Below are 24,044 nucleotides of genomic sequence, written 5' to 3'. Positions count from 1 at the left end.
CAGTCTTTCGTGGTAAAATACAAGATGAAAAACTCCAGCGTAGCAACATCAGTTTATAATCCTTCGGTTTCCAACCGAGGGAGATGCCAATAAATTTAAGACAGCTATCTACCGTTTGGATGGAAATGACTGAGCAACGTGATGCTGACTCACCGTCAACTGATTCTCAGAAATTGAGTAAACCGACCGATGGAGCAACTACCAAGTCGGTCGATAATTCCTGGACAAACCGCATTGGTGGTGTCTGGAACAAGGCAACAACACGTCTAACGCAACTCTTACCCGTGGAACAACTGGCACAGACGGTTGTTGAATGGTTTAGTGTGAGCGAGGCTCAGGTTGCAGAGATTTTAGAGAAAATCCGAGCCGAACTACCAACTACAGAAGCGCTGCTAATTGGTAAACCCCAAGCCGGAAAAAGTTCTATTGTCCGGGGATTGACAGGAGTTTCTGCCGAAATTGTCGGTCAGGGATTTCGTCCCCACACGCAACACACCCAGCGCTATGCCTATCCTTCCAATGACCTGCCGTTACTGATTTTTACTGATACGGTGGGACTGGGTGATGTTAAACAAGATACTAAAGTAATCATTCAGGAGTTAGTTGGCGATTTACAACAGGAAACTCGTTCCGCCAGAATCCTGCTTCTGACCGTCAAAATTAATGATTTTGCAACTGAGACATTACGACAAATTGCTCAACAGTTGCGCCAGCAATATCCAGACATTCCCTGTCTCTTGGTAGTTACCTGCTTGCATGAGGTTTATCCTCGCGATACCATCGATCATCCTGCCTATCCGCCAGATGATCAGGAAGTCAACCGCGCATTTGCCGCAATAAAGCAAGCCTTCGTCGGAATAACTAACCACTCTGTACTAATTGACTTTACCTTAGAAGAAGATGGCTACACTCCGGTATTTTATGGCTTAGAAGCACTGCGAGATTCCTTGGCAGAACTACTCCCACAAGCAGAAGCGCAGGCGATTTATCAGCTATTAGATCAAGAAGAAGCTGGGAAGCAAATTGGCAACCTTTACCGAGATGCTGCACGCCGTTATATTTTGCCATTTGCGATTATGTCAGCCACCCTCGCGGCTATACCTCTGCCATTTGCCACAATGCCGGTACTCACTGCATTGCAAGTATCAATGGTGGGTCTGTTGGGTAAATTATATGGGCAGACAATTACTCCATCTCAGGCGGGAGGCGTTGTGAGTGCGATCGCAGGTGGTTTTTTAGCACAGGCAATTGCACGGGAGTTAATTAAATTTATACCAGGTTTTGGTAGTGCGATCGCCGCATCTTGGGCAGCCGCCTATACTTGGGCACTAGGGGAAGCAGCCTGCGTTTACTTTGGTGATTTAATGGGAGGTAAGAAACCCGATCCCCAGAAAATTCAATTGGTGATGCAAGAAGCATTTCAAGTGGCGCAAAAACGGTTTAAGGGAATCAAACGTTAGGGATAGTTGTTGGGGTTTTCAACAAGTAGACCTTCACTTATTGCGGCTGCATTCAATTCGGAATCAGCAGATACAAATTTCACCAAAGGTAAACTGTTAGCTACACAGAGGGCATTTACCGCACGACCAGCCCCTAACTGAACTGCATCGTCACCTCGTAACCCGTATGCTTCAGCTAATACCATTGCAGAGTTGATAATGCTCTGTGTGGTTTCAACAACTTGGTATTCAGACCGGAGATCACTTTTGAACTGATTACATACTGCGATCGCATCCGTAGCAATGATACTTCCACCACGCGATCGCCGTGTAATTGCAGCGACAATTTCAACACTAGTAATGGCAGCAATCAGTAGATCATTTTTCAGTAGCGGGTCAAATAAACTCAAAACCCATGCTGAACCTATCTCACTGACGTAGCGTTTGACCAGCGCACTGCTATCTAAATAATAAGCTGCCATCTAGCAGCGTTCCTCAATGATTGTTTCAGAAACAGGCTTACCCTGTACCTGAATAAGTCGCTGTTCAGTTTGCTGATTATAAGCTGGTTGCTTGAGTTGTTTTACTAACCCAGAAGTTAACAGTGCTTTGTGAAATGTTGTCCGTTGAGTAACTTGTTCTTGCTCAACAAGATATCTCTGGATAGCCTGATTCAGCTGCTGTAGCTCCTCCGGCTCTAGGATCTCAAGCTGATTGAGGATTTGGTTAAGGATTGCCTGTGGCATAGGCTTCTACTGTTTACCTGGGCTACTTTGTCTATTATTTTACGGTGGATATATAGGAATCCGGTTTGATTTCTGAAAAGATACGTAGGTGTGTTAGCAAGGAGAGTACGGCACCAAACCCTTGATAATGGTGCGTTACGAACTTCGTTCTAACACACCCTACAATACCTAATTTTGTTCAAAAATCAAATAGGAGTCCTATAGCGTTTCCTAAGCAACTGAGGTACACCCAAATCTTGTTTAACAAAAGCTGCTTTTCCAAAAACTTTAAGACTCAAGAATCTCATATAGAATTTATACTGAATTCTGACGCCTTGGCAGAGCGTCTTTGCTTTGCTCCTGAGTTCTGAATTCTTCTGATAATAAAAGCATGAGTGGCAAATTAATTGTATTTGAAGGGGTAGAAGGCTGTGGTAAAACCAGCCAAATGCAGCTTTGTTCTGAGTGGTTAGAAAGTCTGGGTCTTTCTGTGGTTGTAACTCGTGAACCAGGAGGAACAGAGTTAGGCTTACATCTTCGCCGCTTGCTACTAGAAAAGGCAGAGGACAAACCAGTTGCAGAAGTGACAGAACTTTTGTTGTATGCTGCTGACCGATCGCAACATGTTGAACAAGAACTCAAACCAAATCTCGCAGCAGGGAAATATATTTTATGCGATCGCTACACCGACTCTACCATTGCCTACCAAGGATATGGTCGGGATCTTAACATGAATTTTATCAATCAGCTTAACTATATTGCTACTGGTGGCTTAGAAAGTGACCTAACTATTTGGCTAGATGTCGATGTCGAGGTGGGACTCTCCCGTAAACTAGAAAGCATTGTCGGACTAGACCGGATTGAACAGGAGACAATCGCTTTTCATCGGCGCGTTCAACAAGGATATGCACATTTAGCAACATCCTATCCCTCACGAATTGTTCGCGTAGATGGCAGCTTAAGTAAAGAAGCTGTACAACAGGTAATTCAAGGAATTTTGTGTGTACACCTGCACTTGGGGAACGAACCGCGAAGGCGCGAAGTACGCGTTCGCGGTTCGTTTCCATAGAAACCCTCTCCAACCCTGTGGCAAAATTTATTAGAGTCCTTCCTTAGTTAGTTTGCCCCGCATGACCGCAACCATTCCCAATCTTCCCAGTCTGTACGACCCCTTTTCCACTGAAGCCAAGTGGCAAAAATTCTGGGAAGACAACCAAGTTTACAAAGCTGACCCTAACAAAGGCGGCGAACCCTACTGCATCGTCATTCCCCCGCCGAATGTCACTGGCAGTTTGCACATGGGTCACGCTTTTGAAAGTGCGTTGATTGATACCCTCGTGCGCTACCACCGAATGCAGGGGCGCAATACCCTGTGGCTACCCGGAACTGACCACGCCAGCATTGCTGTCCATACTATGCTGGAAAGGCAACTCAAGACAGAGGGTAAGACTCGCTACGAGTTGGGGCGTGAGAAGTTCCTAGAACGCGCTTGGCAATGGAAGGCGGAGTCTGAGGGAACGATTCTGAATCAGCTACGACGCTTGGGTGTCTCGGTGGACTGGTCACGGGAAAGGTTTACCCTGGATGAGGGTTTATCTAAAGCTGTTGTCGAGGCGTTTACTCGCCTTTACGAGGAAGGGTTAATTTATCGTGGTGAATATTTAGTTAACTGGTGTCCAGCTTCCCAGTCGGCTGTGTCTGACGTAGAAGTGGAAAATCAAGAAGTTAATGGGAATCTCTGGTACTTCCGCTATCCCCTCACCGATGGTTCTGGTTTTGTAGAGGTGGCGACAACTCGACCAGAAACGATGCTGGGCGATACGGCAGTAGCAGTTAATCCCAATGACGATCGCTACAAACATCTCATCGGCAAAACTCTAACTCTGCCAATTCTACAACGAGAAATTCCCATCATTGGCGATGAATTTGTTGATCCCACTTTCGGTACGGGTTGCGTAAAGATAACTCCCGCCCATGACCCGAACGATTTTGACATGGGTAAGCGTCACAATCTGCCGTTGATCAACATTATGAATAAAGACGGCACTCTCAACGCCAATGCTGGGGAATTTCAAGGACAAGACCGCTTTGTTGCTAGAAAAAATGTGGTTTCTCGCCTAGAAGCAGATGGCTTTTTGGTGAAGATTGAAGATTATAAGCATACCGTTCCTTACAGCGATCGCGGTAAAGTACCTATTGAACCCCTTCTTTCAACTCAGTGGTTTGTCAAAATTCGCCCCCTAGCTGACAAAACTCTCGAATTCCTCGACCAGCAAACTTCTCCAGAGTTTGTCCCCCAACGCTGGACAAAGGTCTATCGTGATTGGTTAGTAAAACTCACTGATTGGTGTATCTCTCGCCAATTATGGTGGGGACACCGAATTCCTGCTTGGTACGCTGTCAGTGAAACGGCTGGCCAAATTACCGATAACACGCCGTTTGTGGTGGCGAAATCGGAAACTGAAGCTTGGGAGAAAGCTAAAGCGCAATTTGGTGAAAATGTCAATTTAGAACAAGACCCAGATGTGTTAGATACTTGGTTTTCTTCTGGACTTTGGCCATTTTCGACTTTGGGCTGGCCGGAACAAACTCAGGATTTAGCAACTTACTACCCAACTACCACTTTGGTAACAGGCTTTGACATCATCTTTTTCTGGGTAGCCAGAATGACCATGATGGCTGGGCATTTGACGGGACAAATGCCTTTCCAAACAGTTTATATCCACGGTTTGGTGCTGGATGAAAAAGGTCAGAAGATGTCTAAGAGCAAAGGTAATGGTATTGACCCGTTGTTATTAATTGACAAATATGGTACTGATGCCCTACGGTATACCCTAATTAGGGAAGTGGCTGGTGCGGGTCAAGATATCAGATTGGAATACGATCGCAAAAAGGATGAATCAGCATCGGTGGAGGCGTCTCGCAACTTTACTAATAAGTTGTGGAATGCTGCCCGGTTTGTGATGATGAATTTGGATGGACAAACGCCGCAACAATTGGGGAACCCAGTAGCTATAGAATTGAGCGATCGCTGGATTCTCTCGCGGTATCATCAAGTTGTTAAACAAACCACCAATTACATCGATAATTACGGTTTGGGGGAAGCAGCAAAAGGACTCTACGAATTCATTTGGGGTGATTTCTGCGATCAGTATATTGAACTGGTGAAATCTCGCCTTCAGCCAGATGCAGACCCGGTATCGCGGCGGGTAGCACAGCAAACCCTCGGCTACGTGCTGGAAGGAATTTTGAAACTACTTCATCCCTTCATGCCTCATATTACCGAGGAAATTTGGCAGACTCTCACCCAACAACCAGCAGATTCTCCGCAAACTTTACCATTACAAATCTATCCTCAGGTGGATGCAAACTTGATTGATTCAGCATTAGAAGAACAGTTTGAATTGCTGATTGGCACTATCCGCACAATTCGGAATTTGCGGGCTGAGGCGGATATTAAACCAGGGGTAAAAGTAACAGCGAATTTGCAAACTGAAAGCGAGAAGGAGCGGGAAATCCTTACTGCTGGACAAGATTACATTAAAGATTTGGCGAAAGTTGAGACTTTAACCATTACTGACAAGCAAGAAAACCAAACTGTTACAGCTAAAAAACCTCAAAGGGGTTTGAAGACAATTGGTTTAATTATTGTGGCGATTGTCTTTGGTAAATTGGGTTTAGCTGTGGGAAATGCCATTGATGACACTCCCATTGTCGGTACTTTCTTTGAACTAGTTGGTTTTGGTTACACAGCTTGGTTTGTTAGCCAAAATTTACTAACGGCTGAAGCGAGACTTAGGTTATGGAGACAGTTTTTCCCGCAGACAGAATTAGAACAACCACAAAAACCAGAAAATGCGATCGCTGGTGTGATTGGTACAATACAAGTGCTAATTCCTCTGAGCGGCGTAGTGGATATTGAAGTTGTGCGTGCCAAACTAGATAAAAGCTTGAGCAAAGCTGAAGCGGAAGTTCAATCCCTGAGCGCCAGATTAAACAATCCTAGTTTTGTAGATAGAGCTAGAGCAGACGTGGTGCAAGGAGCGCGGGACGCTTTAGCAGAAGCACAGAAGCAAGCAGAAATTTTGCGCGAGCGCCTTCAGTCCTTGCCGTAGGCATCGCCTGCGTGGCTTAGGATAACTGTAATGGGTAATGAGAGTGTCAATAATTCCCAATTACCCATTACCAATTAACAAGATCCAAATATCAATTCTGGCACTTATTTTTTTATTAATTTTTTTATTAATTTTGAATTTTGAATTGGAGCGAAGCTACCCTCATGCGATATCTAGCCCAGGTGCGTAAAAACGATTTTTTAGACCAGCACCAGTTACGCTTGTTGGCGCGTCAAGAAGCTGATAACTTGTGGGCGATAATTCCCGAAGAGGCTTTTATTCTGTTGGGAAAGGGAAAGATTATGAGTGAGAACTTGCTTATTCTAGTGGAACTTTCCTCTACAGGCGACATTGAAAGAATAGAAGACGCCACCAACTGGGTACTCCATCTGGTACAAAGCTACCTCACTATCGGCATTACCCCGGAATTTTTGCAGCAGGAAGCCGAACGAGCAGAACATTGGCGACAATCGCTGACGTTGCAAAACCAAGACTTAGCGCGACGTTCCTTAGAATTGGAAGCTCGTCGTGAACAAATTCAAGCCTTAGAAGAAAGCCTCAAACGTGAGAAAAATGTTTATCCCCAAGAGGAAAGTTAAAAGTTTGTAATTGTATTGCCTATAAAGCCACAGCACCCCCAAGTGTTTATCCTCCAGAACTAATAACCATGAAAAAACTCATCCTCCGGCTGATATTCGTCATTCTGGTGCTATGTAGATTGGTGGGTTACGCTGCTGTGAATAGCCCAGCGTCTGCTTCCGGCTGCGCGATCACCACCCGTTCCGCCCCTATTAGCAATGGAACGTTGTCCTACAACCAGGTCGGCACCGGACAACCGATCTTACTGCTGCATGGACTATTTGCCAGCAAAGAGCAGTGGAACAGTATGATGTGTCAGTTGTCTGAGGCGGGCTATTGGGTGATCGCTCCCGACTTACCAGGCTACGGCAACAGCACTGGGTTCGCAACGAGGGACTATGCCCTGGAGAATCAGGTTGCACTGCTGCACCAGTTAACGAATCAATTAGGAATTCGCTCCTTTGATGTGGCAGGGAGTTCGATGGGGGGAGCGATCGCCACCCTTTACAGCCAGCTTTACCCGGAACAGTTGCGTAGCCTTGCCTTTATCGGTTCACCTTTAGGTGTGACTGATTGGGCTTCGAGCGTCAAAAATTCCATCTTTGACGGCATAAACCCCTTTATTCCAACCACCAAAAAAGAATTTGACCTGGAAATTAGCCTGCTGTTTGTCACGCCTCCCACCATCCCTGATTCTGTTAAAACAGAGAAAGTGAACAACTACATCACTCATAACCGTCACTATCAACAGATTTGGGACATCGTGAACCTGTACGATGACGTTCTCTGTCAGGGGCGATCAACTCAGCTTCCGACCCTTGCTATTTGGGGTAGAGAAGACAAAATCTACGATATTCGTGGAGCTGCTCGGCTGCAACGCTGTATTCCCGGAAGCCAAGTGATCCGATTACCAAAGGCAGGACATCTGCTGCTAATGGAAAATTCAGAGGAGGCAACTGCGGATTACTTAAGATTTCTCAATGTGTTTCACTCTAAAAGCACATTGCCAATGTCTTAGAAAAGCTGGAAGAGTTAGGTTATATAGTTGCTAGAGTGAATAATTTATGAGTTAAAGAAACTTTTTAACTCATAACTTTTACTAAGATGCCAATAATTGCCGAATTAACCTGGCGACAGCTTTTTGCGTGAAGCGGTTAGCAATTTGTTGACCCAAACGTTGGACATCGGAATTTACCAATAACTGGGCAATTTGGGGTACAAGTTCCACTGGGTCAAAGCCTTTTGTTTCTCGGAGAATACCTAATATATGTTTGATATGCTCCAAGGTTTGTTGTTGCTCAACTGTCGCCGCCGGAGTTTTATTAACTGCTGTCAATCCTACCCGTTCTCGCAACAGGGAGGTAAAGTTATGCAGAACATTTTTACCTAAAGCATCGAGTCCGTTAACAGATTCATCTACTAACTTGTCACGAATGAAAGCACCGCGTTCAGATGACAGAAATTCTATCCCCTGATTCAGCACTAAATTAAAGTCGTAATCTTGACTATTACGCGCATTACGTAATAAGTTTTCTAAGCGATTCCAGCGAAACCTGCCATCTTTAAATAGCAAATCTTGTAATGATGCTCTTAATTGCGGTGCTGGGTCTGTTAACAGGCGTTTAGAAACGTAGGGATAAGCTTCGCTGAGAACTTTAAAGTTGGGATCTATAAATATTGCAATCCCTTCGAGCGTCACGAGGGAGCGAATAATTAAGGCGTAGTAGGGCGGTACGCGGAAAGGATATTCATACATCAAAGCCGATAGTTCATCGGTGATGCTTTTAATATTAAGATCGGCAACACTGGCTCCTTCAGCATCAGCAAAGACTCTCGCAAAAGCTGGGATAATTGGTGTTAAATCGGTTTCTGGTGATAAGAAATCTAACTTAACGTAGTCTTTTGCTAATCCTTCAAAGTCGCGGTTAACGACGTGGACGATCGCTTCAATTAAACCATAACGCTGCGCTGGCTGAATCTCACTCATCATCCCAAAGTCGAGATAAGCCAATTTGCCATCTGGTGTTGCTAATAAATTACCAGGGTGCGGATCAGCGTGGAAAAAACCGTGTTCTAGCAATTGGCGCAGGGAACACTGTACACCCACTTCAATTAAGTAACGAGCATTTATGCCTTGGGCTTTAATTTCTTCTGTCTGGGTTAATTTGATGCCGTTAATCCACTCCATCGTCAACACGCGACGATTGGTGTATTGCCAGTAAATTTTCGGTACATATATGTCTTTTATATGACCGTATAACTCGAAAAAACGTTCAGCATTTTCCCCCTCATGGATGTAGTCCATCTCTTCAAAAATGCGATCGCCTAATTCATCGAGAATCCCAACTAAGTCACTTCTTACCCGTTTGACCTTTTTCTGCACCCAAGCAGCGAGCTTACGCAAGATATACAAGTCAATGGTAATGCTCTCTCTTAAGTCGGGGCGTTGGATTTTAACGGCGACTTCTTCACCAGTTTTTAGCTTACCTTTATAGACTTGGCCCAATGAAGCCGCAGCAATTGGCTGGGCCGAGAGTTCGGCGTAAACCTCTTCTGGAGGTGCGCCTAGTTCTTCTTTGATAAACTGGTAAGCAATTTCGTTGGGGAAAGGCGGTAATTGGTCTTGTAGCTTAGTTAATTCTTCTAAATATACGGGAGGAACCAGATCCGGTCTGGTGGACAAAGCTTGTCCAATTTTGATGTAAGCAGGCCCCAGTTGGGTCAGCAATACTCGTAGCTGAGTAGCTCGGCGGCGATCATTTTTGACGACGATTCCCCGTTTACTATCCGACCACAACCCAAAAGCAAAGGATAGAGTCGGCGTCAACACGGCGAAAATCCGTTGTACAATTTGCAGGGGTCTGTTTTGGTAATGCGCCGCTATGCTCACGGGATCGTAAAGCATCTCAGGTTGGGCAGTTGTCCTCACCTTTTGGGCGGCTAAGAGGCTTGGCGATGTCTGCGACGGGCGTAGCTGCGGCACAACCAAGTCTTGTGTACCATTTTTTTCTGGCACTATATCAATAACGTCCAGTTCACCTCGGCCATTTGTGCCGTTGCGACTGTCCTCCTGAATCGGTCGGGAACTAGGGGGAAGTGTCTTAACAATCATGAAGAAGGCCATCGGTCAGAATGATAACGTTAAGTATTGTAACAATATGTTGAGGAATTGGGCATAAGTATTATTAGTCTCTGCCTATCTCCCCTGCTCCTCTACCTTTTAAAAGTCTTCAGTACCAATAGGTCTGCTACACTTAAATGGGCATACTAGTTCAATAGTAGTACTATTGCTAGTTGCTGAAAAATCATACTTAATTGTCCTTTAAGTTAGAAGTATCCGGCATCTGCCCTCATGGAGAATTTGGCTTGATGTTGCTTTGCCTGCGAATTGAAAACTTTGCCCTAATTGACCAACTGGAATTGGAATTTGGCGCGGGACTAAATGTGTTGACAGGTGAAACCGGCGCTGGAAAATCGATTATTTTGGATGCCATTGATGCTGCTTTGGGCGGTAAAGTCTCTAGTCGAGTCATTCGCACGGGGACAAGTCGGGCGATGGTAGAAGCGACTTTCACCTCAAACGCTCCCCTAGCTGCTTGGTTGACCGAACAAGAAATAGATTTGCTTGATGAAAATTCCGTAGTTATTAGTCGAGAAATCACAGCTACTACTAGTAATATCCGCAGCCGATCGCGGGTGAATGGGGTGTTGGTAAATCGGCAGATTATGGGAGGAATGCGCGATCGCTTGGTGGAAATTACAGCCCAAGGTCAAACGGTGCAAGTGGGACAATCTGCCCAAGTCCGCGACTGGTTAGATTTATATGGCGGCGACTCTCTAATGCAGCAACGCCATAAGGTGGCCACAAATTTTAGTACTTACCAACAGGCGCATCTAGCACTAGAAAAACGCCGGACATCAGAACGGGAAAGGTTGCAACAATTCGACTTGCTCACTTATCAAGTGCAAGAATTAGGAGCAGCCAATCTCAGCGAACCTAATGAATTGGAACAGTTGGGACAAGAACGGGAACGCCTGAATCATGTCGTCGATTTGCAACAAATGAGTTACAAGGTTTATCAGGCTTTGTATCAAAACGATAATGAAACTCCCGCCGCCGCAGATTTATTGGGAGACAGTGAGGTGACATTAAATGACATGGTGGAATATGATACGCAACTGCAACCCCTATTGGAATTGGTGCGGGACGCGCAAGCGGCGGTAATGGAAGTGGGAAGGCAGATTAATGCTTATGGGGATGGATTGGAAGCCGATCCGCACAGGTTGGAAGAGGTGGAAGAACGGATTCAGGAATTAAAGCAAATTTGTCGTAAGTATGGGCCGACACTAAAAGAAGCGATCGCTTATTACCAACGTATCCAAGCGGAATTAGCCCAACTTAACGACACCGAACAATCTATTGAAAACTTGGAACAGCAAGAAAAGGCGTATTTTGAAAAACTCACCCAAGCAACTAATCAGTTAACTCAACTGCGGAGTAAAGCGGCTGCTAATTTAGAATCACGTTTGATCGCTGAACTCAAGCCCCTAGCGATGGAAAAGGTAAAGTTTCAGGTTGAGATTGTGCCTGCTTTCCCAACTGCCACCGGAGCAGATAAAATTACCTTTATATTTAGTCCCAATCCTGGAGAACCACTGCAACCTTTAACGGAAATTGCCTCTGGCGGGGAAATGAGCCGCTTTTTACTGGCGCTGAAAGCTTGTTTTTCTCAGGTTGATGTGGCTGGAACAATGGTATTTGATGAAATTGATGTCGGGGTTTCGGGAAGGGTCGCCCAAGCGATCGCGGAAAAATTACACCAGCTAAGTCAACGCAACCAAGTATTATGTGTTACCCACCAGCCTTTAGTTGCGGCCATGGCCGATCGGCATTTTCGCGTAGATAAACAAACTATCAATCAAGGCAAAGGTAAAAAAGCTAACAATGACAATGCCGAGCAACGTACCGTTGTCAGAGTTACTACCTTGGATAATTTAACTACTCGCCGGGAAGAACTAGCGCAGTTAGCTGGTGGTAAATCTGCAAGTGATGCGATCGCTTTTGCCGAATCTCTGTTATTGCAAGCTGCTAACCACCGTCGTGGGGAGCAAATTTGACAAGTTTAACAAGAAAGAATTCAGGAGTCAGAATTAAGTATGTGTAAACAGTAGCCTTTTTAAGGGGAGCCAGTCGCTCAGAGGGGGTTTCCCCCATGAGCGACTGGCGTGGGTTAGGGGGATCTAAAAGTGCCTAAATTCACAGCGAAACATTTTTCAAACAACTTCTAAATATGTGGGTTTAAGAGGATGTTTTAAAAGTCTTGTTATCGGTATAAAAACGTTCTAAATCCTCCTAAATTCCCCTTAAAAAGAGGGACTTTGATTCCGGTTTCCCCCTTTTTAAGGGGGGTTAGGGGGGATCAATAAGTGGCTAAAATCACAGACAAACACTTTTAAAACATCCTCTAAGTCCTCCACTAATTGATTATTAATTCTGTATTATTCTTTAAGCTTAATTTTTAAAGGCGTAATATCATTTTACACAAATCCTGATAAGTTGTCGGACAAAGCGGATATTTCAATGTTTCCAAGGAATTCATGTTCTGATTACACAAGGAGTTAAGCGAATTATTAACTTGACAGAAGAACGTTGTCGAATTTTGGAATTCCTTTCTGGTTCTTGCCACAAATATTATTTATTAGCCTAAAAATATCTGATTAATGATTAGACATACTTCTGTTCTAATAATTCCATAAAATTGAAATTAAAAATTTTTGTATAGCTAGCTTTTTCAAAAAAATATCAAAGCTAGCCATGTACCGTCATAAGAGACGGTAAATAAGAACCTGGAAATTGAGAGGGTATCTCACATGACATCTTTTGAATCAAATGACAGTAACAGCATTGAAGCTCAGGGTATAAGTCTACAAATCTGGCGTACAGAATTTTTAGTATTACCGATTCCAAAAAGAGAGCTTAATCATCGTCGCGGGGAGCAAATTTGACAAGTTTAACAAGAAAGAATTCAGCAGTCAGAATTAAGTATGTGTAGACAGTAGCCTTTTTAAGGGGAGCCAGTCGCTCAGAGAGGGTTTCCCCCATGAGCGACTGGCGTGGGTTAGGAGGATCTAAAAGTGCCTAAATTCACTGGCTGCTCATCGCCATCTTCACTCTTAGCAATAACCTATTACTCAGACTACACCCAGAACTAGCCCGTTCTCAACTGCAAGGTTTAGTAATTGGCGGTGTCATCCTTGCCCTTAGCATCTTCCCCCAAGCCATTGACTGGCGCATTGATTATACGGCTTACTACAAACGTTTCCACAAGCTAGGTCTGAGCATCTCTCTTCCGTAGTCGCTGCTATTTTCATGAAGACTGTCCAAGGTAACAAGACAACCTCATACATTGTAACCAGACCAACAAACTAAATGTATCCTTAATATTCCGCTTTCTCTTGATTTTTTTTAAATTAAACTCTTTCGTTCTCAGTTACTTTAGATTAACTTCATAAAGTTTGGTTTAGTAATTCAGTAGATCCTGTTTTACTAGTTAAGTAAATATTGGGTTATCAGATACTCAAAATGAGCCTACATTTGGTAAGCCATCGGGAGGAAATCGAAGCAGGAAAGTTGAGAGTATTACTGCTTGATGAGTGTCATTTAATGTGGGGAGATTTAAGTGGATATGTCTGGGGAAAAACTGACCAAGAAATAGCAGTGAGAGTTGTTAATGTCCGCGACAAACAGACGTACTACGGGGCAGTTGACTATCTCCAGGGAGGCTTACTACTGAAAGCATATAATGCAGGTAACTCAGAAAATACGATTGATTATCTACATTATTTATTAGATCAGTCCCCCAACCAAAGATTGCTTCTTTTTTGGGATGGTGCTTCTTACCATCGTTCACATCTGGTTCAAAACTTTTTAGGCGAGATAAACCAAGGTTTGTCTCAAGAGCAGTGGAAAATTCATTGCGAACCCTAAAGCTCCTAATTGCCCATCACAAAATCCTATTGAAGATATTTGGTTACAAGCTAAAACCTGGGTGCGGCGTTTCTGTGCTTTGATTCCTTCGTTCTCCCATCTCAAATGGATGTTTGAGTGGTTTATCCGACACACTACCTTTGATTTTGACACTCTTCAAATGTACGGAGCTTTTTCAGAAATCAAATATTAGTCCTATATGAACTTAATGTTGCAGTATTTGACGACGAGGCAGATTTTCCGTATGTGCACGGTGATGCCTATGTTGTAGGTAGTAGCGGTGGAGGTGGTGTAGGCAATGAACGCCCAGACGGAACTCAGCAAAATCCAATTCTTCCTAACGCTAAAGAAGGTAACTGGCAAATATTCCGTGACGTTCCTGGTTGTCGCTGGTACGACCCACACACTCCCTATGGTTTTGAATTCCAAGCGCTTGACGACACATTATTTACTGAAATTCTAGATTTCCCCATTGGCCCAGATAATCGATTTTCTGTTTCAGTAGGAGATAGAATACTTGGTGAATTCGGTGCGGGAGACAGGGTAGACTTTACATCATTATTTGGTTCTGGTATTTCCAACTTTAAAATCACTGGCATCGATTCCTTATTGGGTTCAACAGAAGAAACTGCTTTCCCCATTCAATTAGCATTTAATGATCGTATCGGCAGTTTCAAAATGCGCCCATTTTCTCAAGAAAATTCTCCTCAGCCTGTTTCTGAATCCACATCTGCATTGGGACTATTGGCACTTGGCGCGTGGGGCATAATGAAAGCGCTCTCAATTCGTTTTGATAAGTAACCGTGAACCATTTCTACACCCTGCTATTTTCCCTCAGCATCATTCTCATCAACCCAATTGGTACAATGCGCGGGGAAATCTGGACTCAACCAAAAGTATTTGCCATTGTACTTATCTGCATACTCAACTTTTTAATTCTCTGTGAAGACAGGGAAAACCTGAAGCTGCCCCAAAGTTGGAAAATTAATAGGTTGCTGTGGGAAATATTTTTGGGAATTGGGTTTATTGCAACTCTCGCTAGTCCCGAACCCTGGCGATCGCTATTCGGTCAAGAACAGATGGGCGATGGCTTACTCTACTGGCTGCTCATCGCCATCTTTACTCTTAGCAATAACCTATTACTCAGACTACACCCAGAACTAGCCCGTTCTCAACTGCAAGGTTTAGTAATTGGCGGAGTCATCCTTGCCCTTAGCATCTTCCCCCAAGCCATTGACTGGCGCATTGATTATACTGCCACAACAGGGCAATTGATCCAGTCCAACATTCTGCGGAGTACCATTTTTCAAAATCAGCAACCAATCGGCTTGTATTCCCATCGCGGTCATGCATCATTTGTCCTCGCAGCAGTGGCAGTTATGACACTTGTCGGCTGGCAATGGCAATGGATAAACACACGTCTGGCTGCAACTGCTGGCATTTTAATTATCCCAGCTTTACTGCTGACTCAGACCAGGGCGGGAATATTAGCCTTACTGGTAGCGACTATTTACCTATTAGGACGCAAGCATTATAAACTCTTAGTCCTAGCAACGCTTGTATGTTTACTGATAATTGGCATTGCTACCAGCACTAGGCAGATCAATAATTTACCTCTGATTAAACAAATCACATCAGACCGGGTTGATCTGTGGCAGCTGGCCAACTATAGAATTAGTCAGCGTCCCTTACTAGGATGGGGAATGGATGGTTTTGGCACCGCTTATTCCTATGTCCGCCCCGGCAAAAAAATAACTAAAGTAATTCGCTTGGGTGATTTTAGTTTCGACTACCAAGACGAAAATGGCCAAATAAAAACCGCACAACTACCCACAACTAAAGCGCACAATCTAATTTTAGATACAACTTTATCCGTAGGGCTACTGGGGATGGCATCCTATCTTATCCTGTTAGGATGGTGTCTGTGGCAGGTTATAAAATCACCTTACCGGGGACTTGAAGCAGTTTTCATTGCTTACCTCGCCTTTACTTTCACCTGGTTCGAGTGTGCCCAATTTACCCATTTGGCTTGGTGGTCACTCAGTTTCTTTGGAGTCTCCCATTGCCTTGAAAAAACTGCACCTTAATAAGGCTATAATCATCTGCTTATTGTTTCTACTAGGCAACACCCAGCCTCAGCCAGAGTCACAATGGACACCACAAATGTCAGCTGAGTTTCAGCAGCGTTCCCAAGAAGCAATTACTCAACTCGCAGGTAAAAACTATGGGAATACAGCCTTCGAGAATGAGAAGAGATCCTACCCCAGAGCAATGATTGACTTTCTTGCAGGTAATCGAGAAAAAGCGATCGCTTTTCTGGAATCTGAAGATGCAGATGCTCAAAGGAATGCTCACACCTTGGGAATTGACTTTTACTCTGGTTTTACCCTCAAAGAGCAAGTCCGCAAATACTTCTATTTTGGCAAATATCTTGACCCAAACTATCGCCAGCGAATGAAGAAAGCCATGGGTATTTTGACCAAAAAAGACCCACTGACACGTACCTTTCTCAAACCTCGCCAATTCTGGGAACAGTCAACTGATAACTGCAATACTTGGGTAGACTGCCGCAACACAGATAATTTAAGAGCAATGCGGGAAGTCGCTGTCTATTTGTTTGCTGAAGAAACTGGGAACGAAGAGACACGCAAAATATATAAAGAGCGCATCCGCCGCAATGTTCGCACTCTCTACCAAATTGGACAAGGAGAATGGGATTCGGAAAACTACTTGGGACACGCTGTTACGACTTATGTAAATCTTTACGACTTTGCTCAAGATCAAGAAGTCAAGTCACTTGCTAAATCTGCACTCGATTGGTTTTTTACTTCCGGTGCGCTGAAGTATTGGCGGGGTGGATTTGGTGGGCCAAGTAAGCGCGATTATAGTCAGGGGAATTGTGTTTGGTGTTCCCTCGCTACCCATGAATTAGGGTTGTACTTTGGTGATTCACCCTTGGCAGATCCCAGCCTGACTCCGATGAAGTACACCTATTTACTAGCAGCTACCGTCCTCCTGTTGCTGTTGTGGCTTTGGCGCGTAAGCAATTCAAAAAACCTGTGGAACTGCTAAATTCTAAACCAACTTACAAAAACTGGAAACCCAGTGGAGACAACGCACCTCAGTTTCACGAAACTCTCTATTTTGGTAATTCCTTTCAGCTTGGCACATTAGCTCAAGGTTCCGGTGGGGACTGGAATGGCTTTAAGTTGATGGCATTTAATCAAAAACGCGGTGTTGATTACTTTATTGGATCAACAGGAACAGACCCTACTAAAATATCTACTTCTTCTATTGGTGGTGATAACATTGCCCAGTACCGCAATTTGGTTATCTGGCTCAACGATAAACCGAAAACGCCGTTTCAATTTTTCTTGCCCAAGTCTGCCAAGTTGGAAACCCACAATGGTGTAACTTTTATCTTGTACGAAAAGACATGGCTGGCGTTGAGACCAATTAATTTGCTTCTAGAGGGAATTAACGCAACAGCAACGCAGAAAATTCACTCCAGATATCCCGATGACCAAATTCTTACTGCGGCGGGGACTGGGAAAACAGTAACTGGATTTGCCCTAGAAGTCGGTGAACAGGAAACCTACGGCAGTTTAAGGCAGTTCCAGCAGTCTATAGTGAATAAGTCACTCTTAAACCTCAAACAGGTTAATAAGGGAGTAGTTGAGTATCAAGGGGTTTTTGGAAAGGTAAAACTCCAATATCAGGGTTTAAGTTTACCAAAAGTTTGGCGCAATGGACGCTACCACGACTGGCAAAAGCATTTTGCTGTTTACCAAAGTGCTGATGGTAATAAAATCCCAGTTGATTTGGGATGGAAGTCAGGTAAGCTCAGAGTTGAGGCGGGTGGGTATCAGTTCCAAAGTCAAAGCGAATAATATTAACATCATTGTCAGAATCTTTTATCGAATACTCACCGAACAAGGCAAAGGTAAAAAAGCTAACAATGACAACGCCGAGCAGCGTACCGTTGTCAGAGTTACTACCTTGGATAATTTAACCACTCGCCGGGAAGAACTAGCGCAGTTAGCTGGTGCTAAATCTGCAAGTGATGCGATCGCTTTTGCCGAATCTCTATTAATACAAGCTGCTAACCACCGTCGCAGGGAGCAGACTTGACCAAATAATTACGAATTATACTGACAAAGTTCACGCTGCCAATTCTGAAAGGCGTAAACCAGCAATATTATCGCAGGTAAAAGTCTCTTTACCCATCCATCGGCGGCAGATTAGCTCTATAATTTGGCCTGCCCAGTTGCGGAAAAACCATTGGCACAAAGAACCATCCTCTTGAGGAGTCATAGACAGAGGAATAAAGCCCTTCTTCTGCCATACCTCTGCTGCTGCATAGATATCATCAACAAGAATGGCAACGTGATGGACAGTATTAAAACCTTGCTCCTCAAATAAGCTAGCGATCTGTTCATGTGGCGTATTAGGCGCAAGCAGTACCAAAACCATGCCTGACGGCATTAAGGCTGAGAGAAAGTACATGCTAGCATCTTCGGGCAATAGGTTTTGCTCTGGACAAAAATCATCAGGCCATTTTCCTGGCCCTTCGGTGATTTTGCCATTATAGTTGATCAGAGTCTTTGTGTAGTCTGTGAGAGTTTCTGGATCAGGAAACAACAGTACATAGTGATCTACGACAACTAGTTCACCAAATAGATGTATGCAAAAGGATGAGTTTAAGAATTCGGGAGTCTTGCATTCTTGTTTATACAAGAGCAATCCGTCAGTTTCCACAAAAGGCGACTCCTTATTCATCGAAGTCTCGGCTAAGTTAAAATCTTTTGCAGCGTCTGCTGGAAGGTTATTGCTTATAATACTCACCTAGAAAAACGATCTAGTATTTAACATTGAGGCTCAGAAACAGGGACTATATTTTAATACGCTTGGGTTAAGCCCAAAAAATATACTGCCAACATTTTCGGGCATTTGTTGGGTTTCACGACTTTCAACCCAACCTCCAATTATCCTTAACTGAACTATATTGGATTATATTTACCAATCATAACTAAGATTGCTTTGAGCTAATGTCAAACACCTGCGACGCGATCGCATTTGCAGAATCTCTATTATTACAAGCTGCTAATCATCGCCAAAAAATTAAAAATTAAGCTTCTAGTAATGACTGACCGAGATAACCTCCTTCAGCTTTGACACCAGGTAAAGCGAAGAAATATCCACCACCAATAGGGCGAATGTACTCCTCCAAAGGTTCCCCAATCAGGCGATTTTGCACTGTCACAAATCCCTTCTCTAAGTCAGCTTGAAAACAGACAAACAACAAACCCATATCTAGCTGTCCAGCTTTGTCAAACCCGCGTGAATAGTTGAAACCACGCCGCAGAATCAAACTCGACTCTGATTTGCGTGGATTAGCAAGGCGGATATGAGCATCTAGGCGGATTTGTTGACCCTTTGGGTCTTGAGCATAATTGGGAATATCTTTCTCGTGATTCATCCCCAAGGGTGCGCCAGAGTCCTTATTGCGCCCAATAATTGTCTCTTGCTCCTGTAGTGGTGTCCGATCCCAGTGTTCGACTAAGTTGCGGATCACCCGCACCACTTGATAGCTTCCCCCTACTGTCCAAGCTGGTTCACCACTGTTTGGCTGTACCCAGACAATCCGGTTCATCAACTTTTCGTCACTTGCATTTAGATTTGCCGTCCCATCTTTAAAACCAAGCAGGTTACGCACCGTAGATTTGCCTTGTTTTTTGTGGGTATTCGGCGGCAGAAACCCCGCTATTTGCCAACGCAAAGTTATCAAGTCAGGCAAATTCTTAATGATGTCACGTAAAGCGTGGAGATTCGATTCCTCAGTATTTGCACAGAATTGCAACAGTATATCCCCATGACATAAATCTGGGTCAAGCTGGTCATTGGGAAAATTGGCCATAGTATCTAACCGTTTGGGTTTCAAGTTGCCGAGTCCAAAGCGGTTATCGAACAATGAGTTACCCACAGCTAGAGTGATTGTCAGGTTATTGGGAACCACTACAGGCCCAAGAATCCCCGAATCATTGGGTGGAAATTTGGGGTCGCGCGACTTGGGTGTTCCCCCTGCCATGAGAAACTGGATGCGCTCAGTTAAAGTTTTGAACAACCGCACTAAATCTGCTTTATTTGTAGCAGTTGTATCAAATGCGACCATCAATCCTGAAGCAGGAGTAGGGGTAAGAATACCTGCTTGGTGAAGCCCAAAGAAGGGCACGACCTCTTCAGATGGGTCAAGAGTTGTTCCCAGAAGAGTACGATAACCCAAAGTCGTCAAAGCTGCTATTCCACCTGCTGCGGCCATACCGATTAATAAGTCACGACGGCCTAGCTTGGGAGTAATGCGTAAACTTGGTTGCTTTGTAATAGACATAATTTACTCTTCTAGGTAATGATTGATAAATTACTCAACTCCCAAAGTGCCGCGCAGCTGAGACAAATCTTCAGCAAGAGCAGCGATCGCTGTTTTCATCTCTTTCTTGTCTGTTTCACTCACCTTGTCATAGGTAGCAAAACCACCATCAGGGGTTTTGTATTTAGCAAGTTTTTGGTCAACTTTGGTGAAATTTGCATCCACACGCGTCAGTAGTTCTGGGTTGGCTTTTTGGATGACGGGGCGCAATAACTGCACAATCTTTTGCGAACCATCTACATTAGCGCTAAAGTCCCAGAGGTCAGTATGGCTATAACGGTCTTCTTCTCCAGAAATCTTGGTTTTACCCACTTCTTCAATCAAGTCAGCAGCACCGCCAACCATATTTTTCGGTTCAATGGTCAAGGTGGCAATGCGCTTTTGTAGATCGAGTCCATCTTTCTGTAGCTTTTCGGCAAAAGGTTTCATCCCTTTTGTCGTTTTGTCTTGGAATAAAGCTTTCTCTATGCGATGGTATCCAGTGAATTGTGGGTCAGCCTCTTTTTTCGCAAAGTCATCAGCACGGGAATCCATGCTTTTGTCGAGGTCGGAGAACAATTCAGCTATCGGTTCGGCGCGTTCCCAGTGGACATGGGTAGAGGCATAGAGTTTCTGAGCTTTAGCAAGATCGCCAGCAATCACGGCATCTGTGAAAGTCTTGTTGTCTGCCACCAGTTGGTCAGTTTCTTTAGTGACGTAGACTTTGTATTCTGCGATCGCACCGACTAATTGACCTTGGTCTACAGTCCCTTTGGCTTGAGAATTTCCAGCTCCTGCTTTGACTGTGATTTTCCCTTTGGGATTGCTGCGTAAACCGCAAGCCATGTCATATTCACCCGGTTCTAGATTGGTTTTGAGCTTTTGAACGAAGCCAGGAGCAATATTTTCCTTTTCCTCAACGACTTTCACCCCAGACAAAATCTCCCACTCCAAAGGTTGGCTGCTTTTATTGGTAAGCACAAAGTTGTTTTCCCCAGATGCTAGTGTCAGCTGATTTGGTTCGCAACCTTTATCTGTCACAGCCAAAGCAGTTTCGGTAGAATTTTTAGTAGAGGTATCGCTGGCTACCTTAGCTTCTGGAGAATTATTCGTGGAAGTATCGCTTGATTTTTTGGATTCACAGGCAGCTACTGTCAAGGCAATTAGACAGATAATTGTTGAGTACTTTAAAACATTTTTCATTCTTGTATTTTCCTAAAAATTATTGAAGTAGCTAGGAATGCCTTGCTGTACTCTTCTGTCCAGCGTTATCCCCTAAGAAGAACAGCGACATGGTAGGAATTAGATAGCCAAAATAGGCGATCGCCTCGCTGACAGTCGGGGTATCGTTATAGCCAAAAAATCCCGTCAAAAGTGAACCGAGAAACCCGTTCTTGGGAAGTACCCCACTAGCATCGAATACCACTGTTTGTAGTGAATTCCAGACTCCGGCTTCATGGAAAGCTCTCACCCCACTTGCTAAGAGTCCAGCAGCAACCACGATAATGAAGGCTCCTGTCCATTTAAAAAATCGCTTCAAGTTGATGCGGATACCACCCTGATAGATGCCTACACCGACGGCTAGTGCGGCTGCATATCCAAACAATGCCCCCACGGGAGCTTGAATTCCCAAATTTTGCTGAAATGTGGCCAGCAAAAACACTACTGTTTCCAGACCTTCCCGCAGTACTGCAAAGAATGCCATCCCCACTAGTGCTGTACCCCATTTATCCCCCGACTGAATGGCAGTTTCAATTTGAGACTGTAACTCACCTTTAATCGAACGAGCCGCACGGCGCATCCAGAAAACCATCCACGTGAGAACCCCAACTGCGACGATGGAAATTACCGCTTCAAATAGCTCCTGTTCTTTTTGCGGAAACTCCTGACTGGTTATTTGCAAAATAATTCCAGCACCTAGACAAAGAATAGTCGCTAGTGCGATGCCAATCCAGACTGACTTCATCAAATGGGTACGACCAGTTTGCTTGAGATAACTGGCAATGATCCCAACGACAAGTGCAGCTTCAACGCCCTCTCGGAACATGATCAAGAAGGGAAAAAGCATGGATAACCTTATTAGTTATAATTACTATCAAATCATCATGAGAATAATAACTTAATTGAGAACATTTGTATATAACTGTGAGTAAAAAAATCTCTAAAGTCCTGGAAGAATAAATTTTCGGTTGAATTTAGGACTTACGGACTGTACAAAATAACTATCCTGTGTATTAACGAAATTTGGTTGTTTCAGGCTGTTGGAACATAGAGGAAACGAGCAAAATATGAGAGTTTATATGCATATTTCTGGTAGAGTTATTTTGGTTAGCTTCACCCATATTGGTGTCTGATAAGCCTCTGTCCAGTAGCATTGCGATTATTGGTAAGCGACTCCGTTGCACAGCATAGAAGTAAGTAGGCACATCTTGATTAATGCGAATTACCTCCGGGTTTGTCCTATAGCGCGAATAAGCCAGCATCTCATCCAGGACAGTGAAATTGGCTTTCTTACAAGGTAAGAAATTTATAGTCTGCGGTAGGGCATTCCGTGAACTCAAAACAAAGCTCAACGCCTACGCACAGCAGTAGCCGAATTGGAAGAGATACGCCTACACTGTATTGCTTGCAATCAGTGCAGGAGTATGTCACGAGAAGTGACTACGAACCCGGAGGGTGAAAACCTTGATATTTACACCCTGACCCACTTAGAAGCTTCTGGCGATCGCATCACTAAAGCATTAAACGCACAGTTAGTTTCTAGGTAACAGGTGAAAGTTAACTCCTGTACAGACGCGATTAATCGCGTCTCTCCTAAAGAAACCGTTGCAATAGACCAATAAAAACTTCTGGTATTTCCAAATGAGGTAAAATTCCGGCATCTGCGATCGCATAAAAATCTTGAATTGCCCTGGGATTTAAATTTGCCAATCGTCGTCCTAATTTGATCTTGGTAAATTGTGCCTTTTCTCCCCAAAACATCACAGTGGGAATTGTCAGTTGCTGAATATATAAACTCAGATCAAAGTAAAGATCGCCCCGCAAAAATGCCAAGGCGGCAAATTTGGCATTAGGCTGGTGTGCAGAGGTTAAATAAGCCTCCACCATCTCTTGGGATACTCGTTGTGACTTAGCAAACAAAAAACTTTGTAAAAAATTTCGGACTGCAATTTCATTTTCAGCACCAAGCATATAAATAAAATTGTCCAACAGAGGCGTATTGATCACCGAAAGCGGAAGTCTGCGTCCAGCACCCTCTCCAAAATCATCAAATCCAGAGGGGGACACCAAAAATAGTGCTTTGAATAAATTGGGTTGAACAATAGCTAGGCGGATAGCAAAAGCGGCTGTTAGAGACGAGGCTACCACCGTCACCGGCTGGCGACAAGTTTGGATGATAAACTCTGCGATCGTGCTGAGATAATCCCTAATTTTATAATCCCGGACTGGATGAGCCGATTCTCCCCAGCCGATGAGATCGGGGGCTAAAATGTGGTAATTAGAGGCAAAAGCCGGGTAAACTTTAGACCATTCGTATGCAGACGCCCCACCACCAAAGTTATGGAGAAACAGTAATGGGCGTATATCTTCAGTATCAGCGATCGCTCCGCTCGCACTTCGACTTGGCTCAGTGACCGCCGCAGGCAACGCCCAAGGTGCATTTGTTTGGGTATAGTAAACCATTGCCCCCAAGGATGTATGGATAATTTTATGTCCAAAGCCAGGAGGTTGAAACTGAAGCATAAAATTCAAAAGTTTAGTTTAATGGCATTTTACCCGAAGGCAAACTTA

At 44.1% G+C, this 24,044-nt stretch carries 18 protein-coding genes and 3 pseudogenes; 12 read left to right on the top strand and 9 right to left on the bottom strand.

What is annotated here, in order from left to right; translation table 11 throughout:
• The first annotated feature begins 125 nt into the window (after positions 1-125).
• Positions 126-1,460 carry a GTPase family protein gene (locus V7K36_RS10380; RefSeq protein ID WP_335115487.1) on the top strand — a complete coding sequence of 445 codons (1,335 nt, stop codon included), beginning with the start codon at positions 126-128 and terminating at the stop codon, positions 1,458-1,460.
• Here the strand turns inward: V7K36_RS10380 and V7K36_RS10375 are convergent.
• Entirely contained in the window at positions 1,457-1,921 is a 465-nt protein-coding gene (locus V7K36_RS10375; RefSeq protein WP_335115437.1) for a type II toxin-antitoxin system VapC family toxin, read from the bottom strand. The genes V7K36_RS10380 and V7K36_RS10375 overlap by 4 nt on opposite strands.
• Positions 1,922-2,185, bottom strand: a complete 264-nt coding sequence (locus V7K36_RS10370; RefSeq protein ID WP_335115435.1) for a hypothetical protein — start codon at positions 2,183-2,185, stop codon at positions 1,922-1,924.
• Between the two features lie 370 nt (positions 2,186-2,555).
• Here V7K36_RS10370 and tmk point away from each other — a divergent pair, with 370 nt between their 5' ends.
• The 4 genes from tmk to V7K36_RS10350 all read left to right on the top strand — a co-directional run bounded on the left by tmk (position 2,556) and on the right by V7K36_RS10350 (position 7,876).
• A complete protein-coding gene (gene tmk / locus V7K36_RS10365; RefSeq protein ID WP_335115433.1) occupies positions 2,556-3,233 on the top strand; it encodes a dTMP kinase in 678 nt (225 codons plus the stop codon).
• Positions 3,234-3,294: 61 nt separating this feature from the next.
• Positions 3,295-6,279 (top strand): valine--tRNA ligase, encoded by a 2,985-nt coding sequence (locus V7K36_RS10360; protein ID WP_335115431.1) that lies wholly within the window; start codon positions 3,295-3,297, stop codon positions 6,277-6,279.
• A gap of 164 nt (positions 6,280-6,443) precedes the next feature.
• The gene (locus V7K36_RS10355; protein WP_334832148.1) at positions 6,444-6,878 is read left to right on the top strand and encodes a hypothetical protein; all 435 of its coding nucleotides are present in this window, start codon (positions 6,444-6,446) and stop codon (positions 6,876-6,878) included.
• Between the two features lie 137 nt (positions 6,879-7,015).
• Positions 7,016-7,876 (top strand): alpha/beta fold hydrolase, encoded by an 861-nt coding sequence (locus V7K36_RS10350; RefSeq protein WP_335115429.1) that lies wholly within the window; start codon positions 7,016-7,018, stop codon positions 7,874-7,876.
• An 81-nt stretch (positions 7,877-7,957) separates the two neighbouring features.
• On the opposite strand, the gene V7K36_RS10345 is transcribed toward V7K36_RS10350, so the two are convergent.
• Positions 7,958-9,970, bottom strand: a complete 2,013-nt coding sequence (locus V7K36_RS10345; protein WP_335115485.1) for an ABC1 kinase family protein — start codon at positions 9,968-9,970, stop codon at positions 7,958-7,960.
• A 257-nt stretch (positions 9,971-10,227) separates the two neighbouring features.
• On the opposite strand from V7K36_RS10345, the gene recN reads away from it, so the two are divergent.
• The 6 genes and pseudogenes from recN to V7K36_RS10315 form a co-directional block, all read left to right on the top strand.
• The gene (gene recN / locus V7K36_RS10340) at positions 10,228-11,976 is read left to right on the top strand and encodes a DNA repair protein RecN (RefSeq protein ID WP_335115483.1); all 1,749 of its coding nucleotides are present in this window, start codon (positions 10,228-10,230) and stop codon (positions 11,974-11,976) included.
• 1,477 nt (positions 11,977-13,453) lie between these two features.
• Positions 13,454-14,039: pseudogene (locus tag V7K36_RS10335) on the top strand (IS630 family transposase); the annotation flags it as partial.
• 53 nt (positions 14,040-14,092) lie between these two features.
• Positions 14,093-14,647 carry a hypothetical protein gene (locus V7K36_RS10330; RefSeq protein ID WP_335115427.1) on the top strand — a complete coding sequence of 185 codons (555 nt, stop codon included), beginning with the start codon at positions 14,093-14,095 and terminating at the stop codon, positions 14,645-14,647.
• Positions 14,648-14,712: 65 nt separating this feature from the next.
• Positions 14,713-15,933: an O-antigen ligase family protein gene (locus V7K36_RS10325; RefSeq protein ID WP_442948456.1), complete on the top strand. Its 1,221-nt coding sequence runs from the start codon at positions 14,713-14,715 to the stop codon at positions 15,931-15,933.
• Positions 15,934-16,009: 76 nt separating this feature from the next.
• A pseudogene (locus tag V7K36_RS10320) lies at positions 16,010-17,736 on the top strand (hypothetical protein).
• Positions 17,737-17,779: 43 nt separating this feature from the next.
• Positions 17,780-17,977, top strand: a pseudogene (locus V7K36_RS10315) (DNA repair protein RecN); the annotation flags it as partial.
• Positions 17,978-18,007: 30 nt separating this feature from the next.
• Here the strand turns inward: V7K36_RS10315 and V7K36_RS10310 are convergent.
• The 5 genes from V7K36_RS10310 to V7K36_RS10290 form a co-directional block, all read right to left on the bottom strand.
• A complete protein-coding gene (locus V7K36_RS10310) occupies positions 18,008-18,691 on the bottom strand; it encodes a VOC family protein (RefSeq protein ID WP_335115423.1) in 684 nt (227 codons plus the stop codon).
• A gap of 283 nt (positions 18,692-18,974) precedes the next feature.
• Positions 18,975-20,234 (bottom strand): iron uptake transporter deferrochelatase/peroxidase subunit, encoded by a 1,260-nt coding sequence (gene efeB, locus V7K36_RS10305; RefSeq protein ID WP_335115421.1) that lies wholly within the window; start codon positions 20,232-20,234, stop codon positions 18,975-18,977.
• Between the two features lie 30 nt (positions 20,235-20,264).
• Positions 20,265-21,455 carry an iron uptake system protein EfeO gene (gene efeO, locus V7K36_RS10300; protein WP_335115419.1) on the bottom strand — a complete coding sequence of 397 codons (1,191 nt, stop codon included), beginning with the start codon at positions 21,453-21,455 and terminating at the stop codon, positions 20,265-20,267.
• A gap of 31 nt (positions 21,456-21,486) precedes the next feature.
• Entirely contained in the window at positions 21,487-22,320 is an 834-nt protein-coding gene (gene efeU / locus V7K36_RS10295) for an iron uptake transporter permease EfeU (RefSeq protein ID WP_335115417.1), read from the bottom strand.
• Positions 22,321-22,486: 166 nt separating this feature from the next.
• Positions 22,487-22,813, bottom strand: a complete 327-nt coding sequence (locus V7K36_RS10290) for a hypothetical protein (protein ID WP_335115415.1) — start codon at positions 22,811-22,813, stop codon at positions 22,487-22,489.
• A gap of 84 nt (positions 22,814-22,897) precedes the next feature.
• On the opposite strand from V7K36_RS10290, the gene V7K36_RS10285 reads away from it, so the two are divergent.
• Positions 22,898-23,020: a hypothetical protein gene (locus V7K36_RS10285; protein WP_334832176.1), complete on the top strand. Its 123-nt coding sequence runs from the start codon at positions 22,898-22,900 to the stop codon at positions 23,018-23,020.
• Positions 23,021-23,066: 46 nt separating this feature from the next.
• Here V7K36_RS10285 and V7K36_RS10280 read toward each other — a convergent pair whose 3' ends face one another.
• Positions 23,067-23,996, bottom strand: coding sequence for an alpha/beta fold hydrolase (locus V7K36_RS10280; protein ID WP_335115413.1), 930 nt, complete (start codon positions 23,994-23,996; stop codon positions 23,067-23,069).
• Positions 23,997-24,044: the final 48 nt, after the last annotated feature.

Source organism: Nostoc sp. (assembly GCF_036919555.1).
Taxonomy (GTDB): Bacteria; Cyanobacteriota; Cyanobacteriia; order Cyanobacteriales; family Nostocaceae; genus Nostoc.
This window is presented reverse-complemented; position numbering and strand designations above follow the sequence as displayed.

Excerpts from the sequence above, each read along its gene's own strand:
- V7K36_RS10380 (WP_335115487.1), top strand. The coding sequence starts at position 126 with ATGACTGAGCAACGTGATGCTGACTCACCGTCAACTGATTCTCAGAAA.
- V7K36_RS10375 (WP_335115437.1), bottom strand. The coding sequence starts at position 1,921 with ATGGCAGCTTATTATTTAGATAGCAGTGCGCTGGTCAAACGCTACGTC.
- V7K36_RS10370 (WP_335115435.1), bottom strand. The coding sequence starts at position 2,185 with ATGCCACAGGCAATCCTTAACCAAATCCTCAATCAGCTTGAGATCCTA.
- tmk (WP_335115433.1), top strand. The coding sequence starts at position 2,556 with ATGAGTGGCAAATTAATTGTATTTGAAGGGGTAGAAGGCTGTGGTAAA.
- V7K36_RS10360 (WP_335115431.1), top strand. The coding sequence starts at position 3,295 with ATGACCGCAACCATTCCCAATCTTCCCAGTCTGTACGACCCCTTTTCC.
- V7K36_RS10355 (WP_334832148.1), top strand. The coding sequence starts at position 6,444 with ATGCGATATCTAGCCCAGGTGCGTAAAAACGATTTTTTAGACCAGCAC.
- V7K36_RS10345 (WP_335115485.1), bottom strand. The coding sequence starts at position 9,970 with ATGATTGTTAAGACACTTCCCCCTAGTTCCCGACCGATTCAGGAGGAC.
- recN (WP_335115483.1), top strand. The coding sequence starts at position 10,228 with ATGTTGCTTTGCCTGCGAATTGAAAACTTTGCCCTAATTGACCAACTG.
- V7K36_RS10325 (WP_442948456.1), top strand. The coding sequence starts at position 14,713 with ATGCGCGGGGAAATCTGGACTCAACCAAAAGTATTTGCCATTGTACTT.
- efeB (WP_335115421.1), bottom strand. The coding sequence starts at position 20,234 with ATGTCTATTACAAAGCAACCAAGTTTACGCATTACTCCCAAGCTAGGC.
- efeO (WP_335115419.1), bottom strand. The coding sequence starts at position 21,455 with ATGAAAAATGTTTTAAAGTACTCAACAATTATCTGTCTAATTGCCTTG.
- efeU (WP_335115417.1), bottom strand. The coding sequence starts at position 22,320 with ATGCTTTTTCCCTTCTTGATCATGTTCCGAGAGGGCGTTGAAGCTGCA.
- V7K36_RS10285 (WP_334832176.1), top strand. The coding sequence starts at position 22,898 with ATGTCACGAGAAGTGACTACGAACCCGGAGGGTGAAAACCTTGATATT.
- V7K36_RS10280 (WP_335115413.1), bottom strand. The coding sequence starts at position 23,996 with ATGCTTCAGTTTCAACCTCCTGGCTTTGGACATAAAATTATCCATACA.